The organism is Gracilibacillus salinarum (genome assembly GCF_022919575.1).
Taxonomy (GTDB): Bacteria; Bacillota; Bacilli; order Bacillales; family Amphibacillaceae; genus Gracilibacillus; species Gracilibacillus salinarum.
In genome coordinates this window covers 3,470,854-3,484,064 of sequence record NZ_CP095071.1, presented here as the reverse complement: position 1 = coordinate 3,484,064, position 13,211 = coordinate 3,470,854, and the positions used below count along the sequence as shown (strand labels likewise).

Below are 13,211 nucleotides of genomic sequence, written 5' to 3'. Positions count from 1 at the left end.
TGAACCTCGTGCATTTTTTATTTTGGGAATTTTATCGATATAATTTTGCTGGTAAATGGGTTAAAGACTGTCCTGTTGCTGACTCTACAAGATTGTCCTCCAATTTGAATGGTACTGCTTCGATCTTAGAAAATGCTTTGACAAATGCTGTTAAAGTAAGGTTTGATTCCAACCTTGCTAGTGGTGCGCCCATGCAAAAATGCGGGCCTTTGCCAAATGTAATATGTTTTTTGTTGGATGGACGGTGAATATTAAGATGAAGAGGATCCTCAAATACTTCTTCGTCTAGATTGGCAGCACTCATCCATGCCACAACTAAGTCCCCTTCTTTTAAATCAACACCTAACAATTGATTATCCTTCTTCACTGTTCTGTCTCGCTTAGAAGAATGGAAACGATATCTTAACATTTCCTCGGTTACTTTTGGAGCTAATGATGGATCTTCTCTTAATTCCTGATATAGAGATGGATCATCATACAACAAGGAATAAAAGGTATTAGCGAGTAGATGTGCTGTCGTTTCTACACCTGCCCCTAACAGTAACATCGTTGTCCGAACGATTTCATCATCTGTAAAACGTTCCCCATCTACTTCTGCTCGTATTAAATCAGAGATAATATCGTCAGAAAGATTTTGTCTCTTTTCCACAATAATTGGGAACAAGTATTGATAGTATTCCATAGCGGCTTGCTGTTTTTCCTGTTCAATTTGTTCCGCATTTTCTGACCTGATCGGTTTAAATAAAGTATCTACCCATTCTTTGAATTGGTCTCTGTCTGTGATAGGAATACCGAATAAATCAGTAATTACAATGCTCGGTATGGGGCCAGCAAAATCTTGAACCAAATCGACTTGCTCTTTTTCTTTCAATTCTTCGACTAATTCTTCGATTATTTCTTGAATTCTCGGCTCCCAATTTTTTAAGCTCCTAGGAGTGAAAGCTGCTTGCAGTAAGGATCTTCTTTTTCGATGTTTGGGCGGGTCCGCGAAGTTAAGGTTTGTTTTATCAGGGACTTCCCCTTCTTCGCTTTTGGAACCTACCTGTATTGTCGTACGAGCTCCTTCACTGGAAAAATACTCATAATTAGTCAACACTTCGGTCACATCTTTGTGTTTAAAAACATTCCACGTATCTGTCGCTTCATCATAAAAAATAGGTGATTCCTCAAGTTTTTGTGTATACCATTCGATTGGAAAAAACTCTTCTGATCTTGTCTGGAAATTTGTTATTTTATCGAGCTGTGTAACATTGTTTGCCATTTTGGTACTTGCTCCCTTCCATTTTTAATCATTTCTTAGTCTTTTAATGGATGTTCTTCTAGCACGATCGAACTTGTAGGGCATTCATCAGCGGCTTCCTTCAAACCCTCTACCTGATCTTCAGGAATTGGTGTTACACCTTGATTATCATCCAGTTTAACGAAGGCAAGTCCTTCTTCATCTAAGTCAAAAATGTCTGGTGCAATTGCTTCACAGTTACCACATCCAATGCATGTATCTACATCGACCTTTGCATATAATGCCAAAATGGCACCCCCAATCAATTCATGTATGACTATGTCGTTCTATTAAAAAACTTAATAGTCATTTTTATCTTAACACTTCCACATTGGATGAGCATCAGACTTGAGGAGCAATTTCTTCAGAAGGGATAGCAGAAAAGAACTAGGGGAAAAAACGGGCCTAATGGACATAAATTGTAGAGTCCCAATTCTAGCATAGGCCTACCACATAGAATCCCTCGGGATTAAGCAGGCGCTGAAGATCCACAACTTCTGCACCTGTGTCTTCTAGTAAAGCTTCGAAGTAGGCTTCCGGTGCAAAGTATTTCGCGTAGTAGCCTAGCTTCAGCCTCATAATCCATATTATAAGAAGCCATCTTCTTGTTCAGCATTAATTATTTTCGCTTTCTTAACACAAAAATCCCAGGGGAAGGCCCTGGGATTGGTGTTAGCTTTAGCTATTATTATGAAGTAGTGCTTCAATATCTTTTTCCATTTCTTTTGGTTCCGTCTTTGGTGCATACCGTTTCACAACATTTCCATTTTCATCTACTAGAAATTTAGTGAAATTCCACTTGATTTGATCGGAAATGATACCTGGGGCTGCTTTTGTAAGTGCCTTAAATAATGGATGGGCATCTTTTCCCCGGACATTTGTTTTTGCAAACATCGGGAAACTAACACCGTAATTTAGTCGGCAATGCTGTTCCGCTTCTTCACTTGAGCCTGGCTCTTGATTCATGAACTGATTACTAGGAAATCCTAAGATCTCTAATCCATCTTGTTTATATTTTTCATATAGCTCCTGTAATCCATCAAATTGCGGTGTAAAGCCACATTTACTAGCGGTATTTACGATAATCAGTGCTTTTGCTTTATAATCTTCTACTTTCTTCTCTTCGCCTTTGGATGTTTGAATTTGCATATCATAGATAGACATTTACTTCGCCTCCTTATTCAAAGGATAGCATAGAACGCATTAAACATTGGAAAGTTTTGCTCAAATCATCGTCCTTTTGATACAGAAACTACAGACTATTTTTTCACTTGTTACATTCACTCCATCATTAAACTCTCTTGCAGTTTTTGATGATGCTCTTTCAAGAGGTCTATTGTGGCCAGGTTATGCAGCATCCCTTTAAGAATGACTTTTCGTGGCTGAATGCTGGTGAGTTCCTGTTCGATAACATTTATCGACGCTTTCGCCTCTTCTTTTTGTTCCATTGAGATATCTTGTTGTTCCAGTTGTTGTTTCATTTTATTTAATAGCTTTAACGGATGTTTCTTTTCAGTGTTATCTTCTTCTAGGTATAATGACCAAAGGCTTTCATTCATAATGGGAGACATGGTATTTTCGTTCATACCTTTTAGGATAAATTCTAATTGAATAATGGCGTAATCTACTAATCTATCGACATCCAATGAAAAATGTTTCCAAAATATTAATTCCATATAATGACGTATGATTGCTGCTAATAAAAATGCACCATCCACCGCATACCGTTCGATTTCCTGACCATATATTTTTACTATATACTTTTTAAACCATTTAAGCTGGACCGTATTATGTCCTCGAAAATATTGATAAATAATGTTGTTCACATATCCAGAAAGATCCTTACTTTGAAGCTTGTAAAACTCCTGATTTTTAACATAGTGATTCATTTTTATTGCTAAGCCTTTTTTAAACTTCTCCATATCAGACAAATTGTGATCCGATTCCACAACAAGTATTTGTCCTTCCATATTATGAAAAAAGTATTTTAAAATTTGCAGAAGCAGATCTTCTTTTGATTTAAAATACATATAGAGGCTGCCTTTCGACACGCCACATACATCTGCAATTTCCTGCATCGATATTTGATTAACACTTTTGGTAGAGAATAAGTGCATGGACGTTACTAATATATGTTTTTCTTTCTCAACATCTTTCTTTCGCATCATGATCCTCCCTTCTTTCTGCCTCTTTTATTAGGGTATATCATGATAAGTTTAATAGAAAAAGTTTTCAAGAACAATGACCCGCATCTACTTTACCCCACCAAATACGGCAAGCTCCATCCATTTAAAGTAACAATCTGCATGATCAAATCCAATGTCACGAAGCCAATTCACTTGTACATCTACTCTTTCCAATATATTATCTTCTTTATCCGGACGCTCATAGTATTCAGTTGCAACTTCCTGCCGATCCCTATCATTGCAAACTGCCAGGTGATCAATGAATAATGCATCATGCAATCGCTCCAACTCAGCTGTAGCTGACGCGGTATGCTCGACATTGATAAAAATACCACCAGGTGCTAAAAGATCATATATTTCCTGATATAATTCTTTTTTCTTCTCATGCGTTAAATGATGAATGGCATAACCAGACACAATACAATCTATTGAATTTCTCTCACCATATTGTGTTAGTGAATGGGTCAAATCATCATAATAAATATTACACCGGTCTTTATAGGGATGCAAATGACGCTTGGCAGCCTCTATCATTGGTTTGGAATGATCTATTAGGATAGCATGTGAACCAGGATAAGTCCTTACTAATAATGCAGCCAAAAAACCGTTCCCACAACCTAAATCGATAATCTTCCTCGGATTGGGCGTAAAATGTTCTATTACTTGAAGCATCACTCTTGATTGCTCCGCTCCGAATGGAATCCCGCCCCTTACTTGTTCCAAATAGTTATCTGTAATGTCCTGTCGCTGCCAATTTGATTTTTGCATGTTTGTACCTCCTTTTTAAAATTATCAGGCATTTCTTCATTGTTAAATTATATAAAAAAACCCATCAACTCCTAAGAGACGACAGGGTTAACCTACGTGGTACCACTCTATTGATTCAAAAACGAATCCACTTTTTTGACTTCGTTACGGTGTTCAACCGTTAAGCCTTACTTATCAGCTTTACCATTCATGGACGAGTTAGGAATTTATGGACTGTCTTGCACCAGCCGACAGCTCTCTGTTCCATAAAGTGAGACTTCAATCAGTGGGGGTATTACGGACCGTTAGCGCGTGAGTAAACATCCTTAGCACTCCCAGTCATTATGTTTTTTGTATAAATTTTCTAAATTTTATAACAAGACACCCTTTATGTCAATATAGAAAAAATCAAAAACATTCTTTCTACCTGGAGTCTTTCGTCTTACTTTTTGGTCAAATTGACAAACATTTCTTTTATTATCACAAGTACAGCCATACCCGAACTTTTTACAATATGCTTTTTGCTATAATATCAAGCTTTCTCCCTGCTTCTGTAAATAACAAAGCCAGAAAGAAGGATGTCAGAAAAATCCGAAACACTGTTAAATAATCTAACAATTAACATGACAATTTTTCCAGTAAAATAGTATTATATGACTACTTAATCAGATTTGCATTGTGAACATATTCACCACTTATATAGTTGGAATTTATAGAGAAAAGGATGACACGTATGGAAATCATTCAGCTTCATGTTAATTTTGTATGGATTACAATCGCTGCAATTTTAGTATTTTTTATGCAGGCCGGTTTTACTGCATTAGAAGCAGGGCTTGTACGTGCCAAAAATTCTATAAACGTTGCAATCAAAAACGTAGCAGACTTGTTAATCGCTACTGTAGTTTTCTCTTTAGTTGGTTTTGGGATTATGTTTGGCCATTCTTCAGGGGGATGGTTTGGAACAAGCTTATTTTTCTTTGATCAGTTAGCAGAAGATCCTTGGAATTGGGCCTTTTTATTTTTTCAAATAGTTTTCGCAGGTACGGCGGCAACGATTGTTTCAGGTACCATTGCGGAACGAGTTAAATTTGGTGTTTACATAGCAGGTACTGTTTTTATTGTTTTACTAATTTATCCTCTATTTGGTCACTGGGCTTGGGGCAGTCTACTCAACCCTGAACAAGCTGGCTGGCTGGAGAATATAGGATTCGTTGATTTCGCTGGTTCAACGGTCGTACACTCCATTGGCGGATGGGTCGCATTAGCGGCAGCGATCGTCGTCGGGCCTCGCATTGGTAAATATAAGGATGGTAAAGTCAATGAAATGAAGCCTTCCAATGTCGTCTTGGCTGCATTAGGTGTATTCATCCTATGGCTAGGTTGGTTCGGTTTTAATGCTGGATCCACGACTACAGGAGATACGTCAATCGCTCTTATCGCCTTAAATACACATCTCGCCGCTGCAGCTGGTGGATTGTTTGCGATGATTACAAGCTGGATTGTCTTTTCTCAGCCAAAAGTAGAAGATATTCTTAACGGTGTCTTAGCTGGATTAGTGTCTGTTACAGCTGGTGTCGCTGTATTAACACCGCTAATGGCACTGTTAACCGGTGCAATCGGAGGTATTCTCGTTGTCTTTTCCTTACTCTTCATTGATCGCGTCTGTAAAATCGATGATGCAATAGGTGCCATTTCTGTTCACGGTGTATGTGGTGCCTGGGGAACGATTGCTGTTGGATTATTCGGCACCATGTCATTGTTACCGGCGGAATCGAGAATGACCCAAATTTTGATACAAAGTCTAGGTGTTGGAGTAGCGTTTCTTTGGGCCTTCGTCCTCGGATTTATTGCTTATAAAATCATTGGTTTCTTTATGACAATACGTCCAGAACCCGATGAAGAAATAGCTGGATTAAATGTTAGTGAGCATGGCGCATCCATTGCTATGCTTGATACAATCCAATCGATGCAAGCTATTGCTGATTCTGCTGGAGACCTAACCAAAGTAATGAAGACCAACCCAGGTGAAGGCACATATGAATTGAATATTGCTTTTAATCAAGTGATTAATAAACTCGATCAATTAGTTGGACAAGTGAAGACAGCGTCTCATTATGTGGAAAACTCTGCAGATGATTTAATACTTGTGACAAGCCGTTTGCAAGAGGAAAGTAAAGAGCAAGTTCAAACTATTGGTGTGACACATGATGTATTCCAGGAAACCGACCTGCGACTGGAATTAGAATTAGAACGGGAAAATGAAGTAATCGCTACTATTCAGCAATTTTTCTCATCAGTCGAACAAGTTGGCAAAAAAGTATCGATTTTAACCGAAGAGATGACATCAGTGAAATCAACCGTCGATAACATATCGGAAATGAATCATAATGTAGATGAAACGATGAGAAATTATCAACAACAAAATGAGGAAGTTCAGAAGTTTTCCAATCAAAGCCGGTCTGTCATGCAGGTTATTCGCGATATTGCAGAACAAATCAATTTATTAGCTTTAAATGCCAGTATCGAAGCCGCGCACGCTGGGGAATATGGAAAAGGATTTGCTGTGGTAGCTGAAGAAATTCGAAAACTTGCAGAGCAGTCGAAACACTCGACGACAGAGATACAAGAAATTATCACCGGTACAGTAGATACGATTCAAAAAGGACAAATCGATTTTTCTGATTTTAATGATCAGCTGCAGAATTTATTTGAGCAATTGACATACATGCCGGAAAAATTTACGCTAATTGATCAAGAAGTTCAGGATATTAATCACGTAATCGATCATTTTACCGACAATTTAGAAGTTATGAGTAAAGATACTTCTGAAATGCTCGATAGCAAGCAGGAACAGCGGATCAGCTTCCAGAACATGTGCGGGAAAATCGAAAAAATCTTCGAACAAATGAAAGAGAGTGACGCATCCATTGAAGATATGACACAACGGATCGCTCAAATGAAGGAACAGAGTGTCTCTTTATCTAATAAAGTGAGTAAGTTCACCACTAGCTAAAAATAAGAACGGTTCTCTTGTTCTGGAAATAATAGAACGAGAGAACCGTTAAACTGTCATGTATTAACCAATTTCTTTCAATAAGTTTGCCATTTCTACTGCAGATATAGCTGCTTCTGCTCCTTTGTTTCCAGCTTTTGTACCGGCACGTTCGATGGCTTGTTCGATTGTATCAGTTGTCAATACACCGAAAATAACTGGAATTCCTGCGCCCATCGATACACTTGCTACTCCTTTAGATACTTCATTGCTGACATAATCAAAGTGTGGTGTCGATCCACGAATCACCGTTCCTAATGTAACAACCGCATCATATTTTCCTGATTCCGCCATTTTTTTCGCTACTAATGGTATTTCAAAAGCGCCTGGTACCCATGCAATTTCTACATCTTGTTCTGATACACCGTGACGACGCAAAGCATCTTCTGCTCCTGCTAGAAGCTTGCCTGTAATAAATTCATTAAATCTGCCTACAACAATTCCTACCTTTAATCCTGTACCGACTAAATTGCCTTCATAAGTTTTTCCCATATTAAATTCCTCCTCCATTTTGATTACCTGTAACGCTTAATAAATGATCTAATTTTTCTACTTTTGTGCGCAAATAAATTTCATTATTTTTATTGGCGGGGATTTCTATTGCTTTTCGGCCAACCAATTCTAATCCGTATTCCTCCATACTGGACAATTTGCGAGGATTATTTGTTAATAGATGTAACTTCCCGACACCTAAATCCCTTAATATTTGAACACTAATCGCATAGTCTCGCAGATCATCTGGAAAACCTAACTGGTGGTTGGCTTCCACAGTGTCATAGCCTTCTTCCTGGAGTTTATATGCTTTCATTTTGTTAACTAAACCAATACCTCGACCTTCTTGCCTCATATATACCAGTACGCCTCTTTTTGCTTTTTGTATTTCCTCTAATGCTTTTTCCAATTGAGGTCCACAATCACAGCGTTCTGAGCCGAACACATCACCTGTTAAGCACTCCGAATGAATACGGACTAGCGTTGGCTGATCTGCTTGCAATTCACCAGTATAAAGAGCCAAATGCTCTTGACCAGTGTATTTTTCAGTATAGGCAACCAGCTTGAAATCACCGTATGCTGTGGGCAAGTTTATTTCCGTTTCCTTCACAATTAATTGATCATATCGTTTACGGTATTGAATTAATTCCTGTATCGTAATCATTGGCATGTCGTGCTGTGCAGCGATTCTCTCCAAGTCTTTTCGCCGTGCCATCGTACCATCTTCATTCATAATTTCACAAATAACCGCAACAGGCTGTGATCCCGCTAGTCGTGCCAAATCGATTGCTGCTTCGGTATGACCGGTTCTTTCTAAAACACCAGCGCTTTTTGCGATTAACGGAAACACATGACCCGGCCGCTTAAATTCTGCTGCTGTTGTTGTCTGGTCGACGAGTTTCTGTACAGTTAGTGCTCGTTCCTGCGCACTGATACCAGTTTTTGTAGTATGATAATCAATACTGACAGTAAAATTGGTACCATGGGCATCCGTATTGTTTGTCACCATTTGACCTAATTGAAATCGTTCAGCATAGTCCTTTGTCATTGGAGTACATATTAAGCCACGGCCCTCTTTTGCCATAAAATTAATCACATTAGGGGTTGTATGTTCTGCCAGGGCAATAAAGTCGCCTTCGTTCTCACGGTCTTCATCATCCATGACAATCACGATTTCTCCTTTTTGAAGTGCTTTTATCGCTGCTTCCACTGAATGCTTCATCTTAGCACCTCCTAAAATCCATAGTTTCTTAATTTTTCTGCTGTAATGCCTGTCTGTTGATCTCTTGTTTCCAATAATCGTTCCATATATTTCGCTAACATATCAAATTCTACATTCACAATATCTCCCTGTGTTTTAGCGCCTAGAACTGTGGCCTGTTGGGTTTCGGGGATTAAGGAAATGGTAAAGCCTTTATCATCAACCCCAAATACTGTAAGCGATGTACCATCCACTGATATAGATCCTTTCATGGCAATGTAACGAGTATCCGTGACAGTAATGTAAAAGTACTTCGCGTTATCCTCTGTCCATGTCCGTTCGACTTTGCCTGTCGCATCGACATGACCAGAGACAAAGTGACCACCAAATCGGCCATTACTATGCATGGCTCTTTCTAAGTTCACTTCAGACATTGTGCGGATCCTTGCTAACGAAGAACCACGAAACGTTTCAGGTATCACATCTACAGTAAACCAATCCGAGGCATAGCTGGTGACAGTCAAGCAGACCCCGTTAACTGAAATACTGTCCCCAACCTGAACATCTGCTGTTACTTTCTTTCCTGCGATTTTTAATTGTAGAGCTTGATTTTGTTGGATGATCGAAAGTAATTTCCCTTTCTCTTCTACAATGCCAGTGAACATCATGCTTCCTCCTTTGGAATAGCGATAAGCTTAATATCCGGTCCAAGCTGTTCCACACTTACAAACGTCAAATCGTGTGCTTCACTCATCCACTCCGGTGATTGTCCACCGATGACAGACTGTGCATTTTGACCACCTATTAATTTCGGTGCGATATACCAATGACAGGCATCGACTAATTTCTTTTGCAGAAAGGATTGGTGAATACTCGCACCACCTTCTACGTATATTGATTGAATTTTTTCTTCATTGAGCATGAATAGAACTTCGGCTATGTCTATCGATTCCAGCGGCAATGATAGAACCCGGACGTGCGGATATTGTTTCTGGAATGCTGCCCGGTCTGCATGTTCCGCGCAAACTATCCATGTCGATGCATCCTGGTTAAAAATATGATAATCACCGTCCGCTAGTGATAAATGGGTATCTAAAATAATACGAATTGGGTTTTTCCCACCTTCGGGGAGACGGGTTGTCAATTTTGGATTATCATGCTTCACTGTATTCTTTCCAACTAAAATAGCATCGTGCTGATGACGTTGTTTATGGACATCTTCTCTTGCCTGCTCTGACGTAATCCACTTGCTATCACCTGTTACCGTTGCTGTCTTGCCATCTAACGTCATTGCGGCCTTCAGAGTGACGAAAGGACGTTTCTTCTGATGAAAGTGAAAGAAGTGCTGATTAATTCGAAGTGCCTGCTGCTCACAGACCCCAGTCTCCACTTCGATATCCGCTTCCTCCAGTATCGCCACTCCTTTGCCAGCTACTTTGGGATTAGGATCCAGGCAGCCAATGAAGACTTTTTTGACCTTGCTTTGTACGAGCAGTTCTGCACAAGGAGGTGTCTTACCATAATGAGCACAGGGTTCGAGAGTGACGTACACATCAGCACCTTCCGCTTTCTCTCCTGCCTGTGCAATTGCATGCACCTCTGCATGTGCTTCGCCTGCTTTCAAATGAGTGCCAACACCCACCAGTTCACCATCCTTAACAACGACTGCACCTACAGATGGATTGGGACTCGTTTGCCCAATGGTACTTTCAGCAAGATGTAAGGCCAGTTCCATCCATTCTTCGCTTGATTTCATGTCATCACCTTTTCATCGATTAGCGTTATAAGTATCAAAAAACGGCATTCGCCTCGTTTTTTGCGAGTGCATTCTTGGTACGGTTTTAATTCTCAATACATAAGAAAAAGCCCTAGGTATACAGACCTAGGGCTTGAGTTTATATTCATAGTAAAGTACTTGGTTTAATCGATAGATATCTACTTTGCTCTTCGCGGTGTATGCATAAGAAACCAATTCCAATAGCAGAATCAGTACTAACCGCGACAAATAAGCTTTTACATAGAAAAGTCGATACGTCACCAATTTCCTTTTCCCATCCAGACTTTAACTGTCGGCTTTGGATTCGCACCAAATCCACCTTCACACCATTAGAGATGCTCCGGGTCACGGACTGAAGAGTAAAACTGCTCTATCACCGTCGGTCGGGAATTGCACCCTGCCCCAAAGGAATGTTATTCGTATATTTTATTATGGAAATAGTATATAGAATAATTCAAAGGATTGCAAAGTTTTTGTTTTACTATTTGTTGGGAAAATGTGTTAATATAGTGACGAAGTCTGAATAAAGTGAGACTTCAATCAGTGAGGGATTAGACCCTCTCTGATTGCTAGCGAAACTTATCAAGAAGTTATCGTCCGTTTATCCCCTCTTGCTTCTTATTTATCTCTCGAATCTTGAAGTTGGGAGTATATGGACGGTTAGCGCCGTGATAAAAATGTTGTCCATAAGATTTTTCAGTTTTGTTAGTCTTCCCCTAATATCCGAACCTCACGTTCAAGCGCCACGCCATAGCGTGCTTTTACTTCTTTTTGCACCATTTCGATGACACCGATATAATCTGTAGCTGTTGCATTATTTTTATTAACGATGAAACCGGCATGCTTAGTTGATACTTCCGCACCGCCGATGCCTTTCCCTTGCAGTTCACTATCCTGAATCAATTTTCCGGCAAAATAGCCTGGTGGTCGTTTAAAAACACTGCCGCATGATGGATATTCCAGTGGCTGTTTTGACTCACGTTTATACGTAAGGTCGTCCATGACTGCTTTAATTTCATTCACATCGCCAGGCACTAATGAGAAGGTTGCCTCCAAGACAATATAGCCCTTTTCTGCAATATTGCTAGTTCGATAATCTAAGTCAAACGCCGCTGCTGGTAAACGGTGAACATCACCTGCCGCATCGACAACCAATGCACTTTCCAGACAGTCTTTCACTTCACCACCATAGGCACCAGCGTTCATGTACAATGCCCCGCCTACTGTACCAGGGATTCCACATGCAAATTCTAAGCCTGTTAACTTCTCTTGCAATGCAAAACGAGAGGCATCAATAATGCGGGCACCACTCTCTGCAATTACACTATCTTCTTCTCTGCGGATGGCAACAAAACGTTTCAAACTCAAGACAATTCCTCGTATGCCACCATCTCTAACGATTACATTTGAACCGTTGCCGAGCATAGTGAACGGCACCTCGGTTTGATTAGCATAGCGAATGACAGCCTGCACATCTTCAATCGATGATGGAGTAACGAAAAAATCTGCGTTGCCCCCTAGTTTCGTATAAGTATGGTTCTTTAATGGTTCATCTATCAAAATGTGTTCCGGATTAATGATGTTTCGTAAGTCTTTGATTATATCTTGTTTATTCATGAAATCAACCCTTTAGTATTCTATTGTGTTTTGCCACACAATTAATCTTTATTATAGCAAGAATAAAATATGACCTGCAAACTTGGCCAAATAATAGTATATACTATTTTATTTCGTCCTGCAGCTTGACTTTATGACTACACACATTAAAAAAACCGGCCAGTCCTATTTGATTTGAATTTTATATAACTACCTATAATATGGATTATGTAAACAAAGAACGTATTGCAAAATGGTCATTTTGATATATTTTATCTGATTAGCATAGCTCTGGAAATAGGCTCCACGTCCTGTGGGATCGGCTTCAGCTAGGCTACTACTTGAATAGCACCTGTGCTAACTTGTGCCGAGGAAGTCCACTTCGAAGCAATACTGGCAGACACAGGCACAGACATGTAGATCTTCAGCTCGTGCTGATTCCACCGGAGTCTCCGCCTATTTCCTACGCTTAAGGGAAGTGCTTCAACGTATGGAACAGCAAAAAAGCAGTGGTTCTAAGCATTATGTTATTCAAAAGCTGAGATATTTATGGCGCAATCAATATGCTAGCAATTCCAAAAGTTGTAGAGCAAACATTCTAGCGTAGGCCAACCACGGAGACTCCCGCGGGACAGGCAGGCGCTGAAGATCCACTTTGTGAAGCGCCCTTCTTCACAAAGTTAGCTTCAGCCGTGCCCCGCAGGACGCGGAGTGGTTGGACGGAGCGGTATTCTTGCACATTAAATATTTCAATATGGATGTTTGGCTAGTAATGCTTAGTTAACTTAATCCATATTATAGGAACTCAACTTTATATTCAATATGATTACTTCTGTGACTGCACTTTAATACTTTCGTAACAGAAGAAAAAAAGCCAGGCC

General features: G+C 39.7%; 11 protein-coding genes and 1 riboswitch. Of the genes, 1 reads left to right on the top strand and 10 read right to left on the bottom strand.

Annotation, left to right across the window (positions count from 1 at the left end; genetic code table 11):
• Window positions 1–31 precede the first annotated feature (31 nt).
• The 5 genes from MUN87_RS16280 to MUN87_RS16260 form a co-directional block, all read right to left on the bottom strand.
• On the bottom strand, window positions 32–1,261 hold the full coding sequence (locus MUN87_RS16280) for a cytochrome P450 (RefSeq protein WP_244741730.1): 1,230 nt from the start codon (window positions 1,259–1,261) through the stop codon (window positions 32–34).
• Window positions 1,262–1,296: 35 nt separating this feature from the next.
• Window positions 1,297–1,527: a ferredoxin gene (locus MUN87_RS16275; RefSeq protein ID WP_244741729.1), complete on the bottom strand. Its 231-nt coding sequence runs from the start codon at window positions 1,525–1,527 to the stop codon at window positions 1,297–1,299.
• Between the two features lie 430 nt (window positions 1,528–1,957).
• Complete coding sequence (locus tag MUN87_RS16270; protein ID WP_244741727.1) at window positions 1,958–2,443, bottom strand: glutathione peroxidase; 486 nt, start codon at window positions 2,441–2,443, stop codon at window positions 1,958–1,960.
• A gap of 116 nt (window positions 2,444–2,559) precedes the next feature.
• A complete protein-coding gene (locus tag MUN87_RS16265; RefSeq protein ID WP_244741725.1) occupies window positions 2,560–3,447 on the bottom strand; it encodes a TetR/AcrR family transcriptional regulator in 888 nt (295 codons plus the stop codon).
• 84 nt (window positions 3,448–3,531) lie between these two features.
• Complete coding sequence (locus tag MUN87_RS16260; protein WP_244741724.1) at window positions 3,532–4,233, bottom strand: class I SAM-dependent methyltransferase; 702 nt, start codon at window positions 4,231–4,233, stop codon at window positions 3,532–3,534.
• A 712-nt stretch (window positions 4,234–4,945) separates the two neighbouring features.
• Between MUN87_RS16260 and amt the strand changes: the two genes are divergently transcribed.
• Window positions 4,946–7,225, top strand: a complete 2,280-nt coding sequence (gene amt, locus MUN87_RS16255) for an ammonium transporter (RefSeq protein ID WP_244741722.1) — start codon at window positions 4,946–4,948, stop codon at window positions 7,223–7,225.
• Window positions 7,226–7,288: 63 nt separating this feature from the next.
• On the opposite strand, the gene ribH is transcribed toward amt, so the two are convergent.
• The 5 genes from ribH to murB all read right to left on the bottom strand — a co-directional run bounded on the left by ribH (window position 7,289) and on the right by murB (window position 12,351).
• Window positions 7,289–7,756 carry a 6,7-dimethyl-8-ribityllumazine synthase gene (gene ribH / locus MUN87_RS16250; RefSeq protein ID WP_244741721.1) on the bottom strand — a complete coding sequence of 156 codons (468 nt, stop codon included), beginning with the start codon at window positions 7,754–7,756 and terminating at the stop codon, window positions 7,289–7,291.
• A 1-nt stretch (window position 7,757) separates the two neighbouring features.
• Window positions 7,758–8,978 (bottom strand): bifunctional 3,4-dihydroxy-2-butanone-4-phosphate synthase/GTP cyclohydrolase II, encoded by a 1,221-nt coding sequence (locus tag MUN87_RS16245; protein ID WP_244741719.1) that lies wholly within the window; start codon window positions 8,976–8,978, stop codon window positions 7,758–7,760.
• 11 nt (window positions 8,979–8,989) lie between these two features.
• Window positions 8,990–9,622, bottom strand: a complete 633-nt coding sequence (ribE, locus tag MUN87_RS16240; RefSeq protein ID WP_244747992.1) for a riboflavin synthase — start codon at window positions 9,620–9,622, stop codon at window positions 8,990–8,992.
• Window positions 9,622–10,713, bottom strand: a complete 1,092-nt coding sequence (ribD, locus tag MUN87_RS16235) for a bifunctional diaminohydroxyphosphoribosylaminopyrimidine deaminase/5-amino-6-(5-phosphoribosylamino)uracil reductase RibD (RefSeq protein ID WP_244741718.1) — start codon at window positions 10,711–10,713, stop codon at window positions 9,622–9,624. The genes ribE and ribD overlap by 1 nt, the downstream gene beginning before the upstream one ends.
• A 283-nt stretch (window positions 10,714–10,996) precedes the next feature.
• A riboswitch (FMN riboswitch) is annotated at window positions 10,997–11,148 on the bottom strand.
• A gap of 291 nt (window positions 11,149–11,439) precedes the next feature.
• The gene (murB, locus tag MUN87_RS16230) at window positions 11,440–12,351 is read right to left on the bottom strand and encodes a UDP-N-acetylmuramate dehydrogenase (RefSeq protein ID WP_244741716.1); all 912 of its coding nucleotides are present in this window, start codon (window positions 12,349–12,351) and stop codon (window positions 11,440–11,442) included.
• Window positions 12,352–13,211: the final 860 nt, after the last annotated feature.

Coding starts and splice junctions, on each gene's coding strand:
- amt (WP_244741722.1), top strand. CDS start 4,946: ATGGAAATCATTCAGCTTCATGTTAATTTTGTATGGATTACAATCGCT.
- MUN87_RS16260 (WP_244741724.1), bottom strand. CDS start 4,233: ATGCAAAAATCAAATTGGCAGCGACAGGACATTACAGATAACTATTTG.
- ribE (WP_244747992.1), bottom strand. CDS start 9,622: ATGTTCACTGGCATTGTAGAAGAGAAAGGGAAATTACTTTCGATCATC.
- MUN87_RS16280 (WP_244741730.1), bottom strand. CDS start 1,261: ATGGCAAACAATGTTACACAGCTCGATAAAATAACAAATTTCCAGACA.
- MUN87_RS16245 (WP_244741719.1), bottom strand. CDS start 8,978: ATGAAGCATTCAGTGGAAGCAGCGATAAAAGCACTTCAAAAAGGAGAA.
- ribD (WP_244741718.1), bottom strand. CDS start 10,713: ATGAAATCAAGCGAAGAATGGATGGAACTGGCCTTACATCTTGCTGAA.
- MUN87_RS16265 (WP_244741725.1), bottom strand. CDS start 3,447: ATGATGCGAAAGAAAGATGTTGAGAAAGAAAAACATATATTAGTAACG.
- murB (WP_244741716.1), bottom strand. CDS start 12,351: ATGAATAAACAAGATATAATCAAAGACTTACGAAACATCATTAATCCG.
- ribH (WP_244741721.1), bottom strand. CDS start 7,756: ATGGGAAAAACTTATGAAGGCAATTTAGTCGGTACAGGATTAAAGGTA.
- MUN87_RS16270 (WP_244741727.1), bottom strand. CDS start 2,443: ATGTCTATCTATGATATGCAAATTCAAACATCCAAAGGCGAAGAGAAG.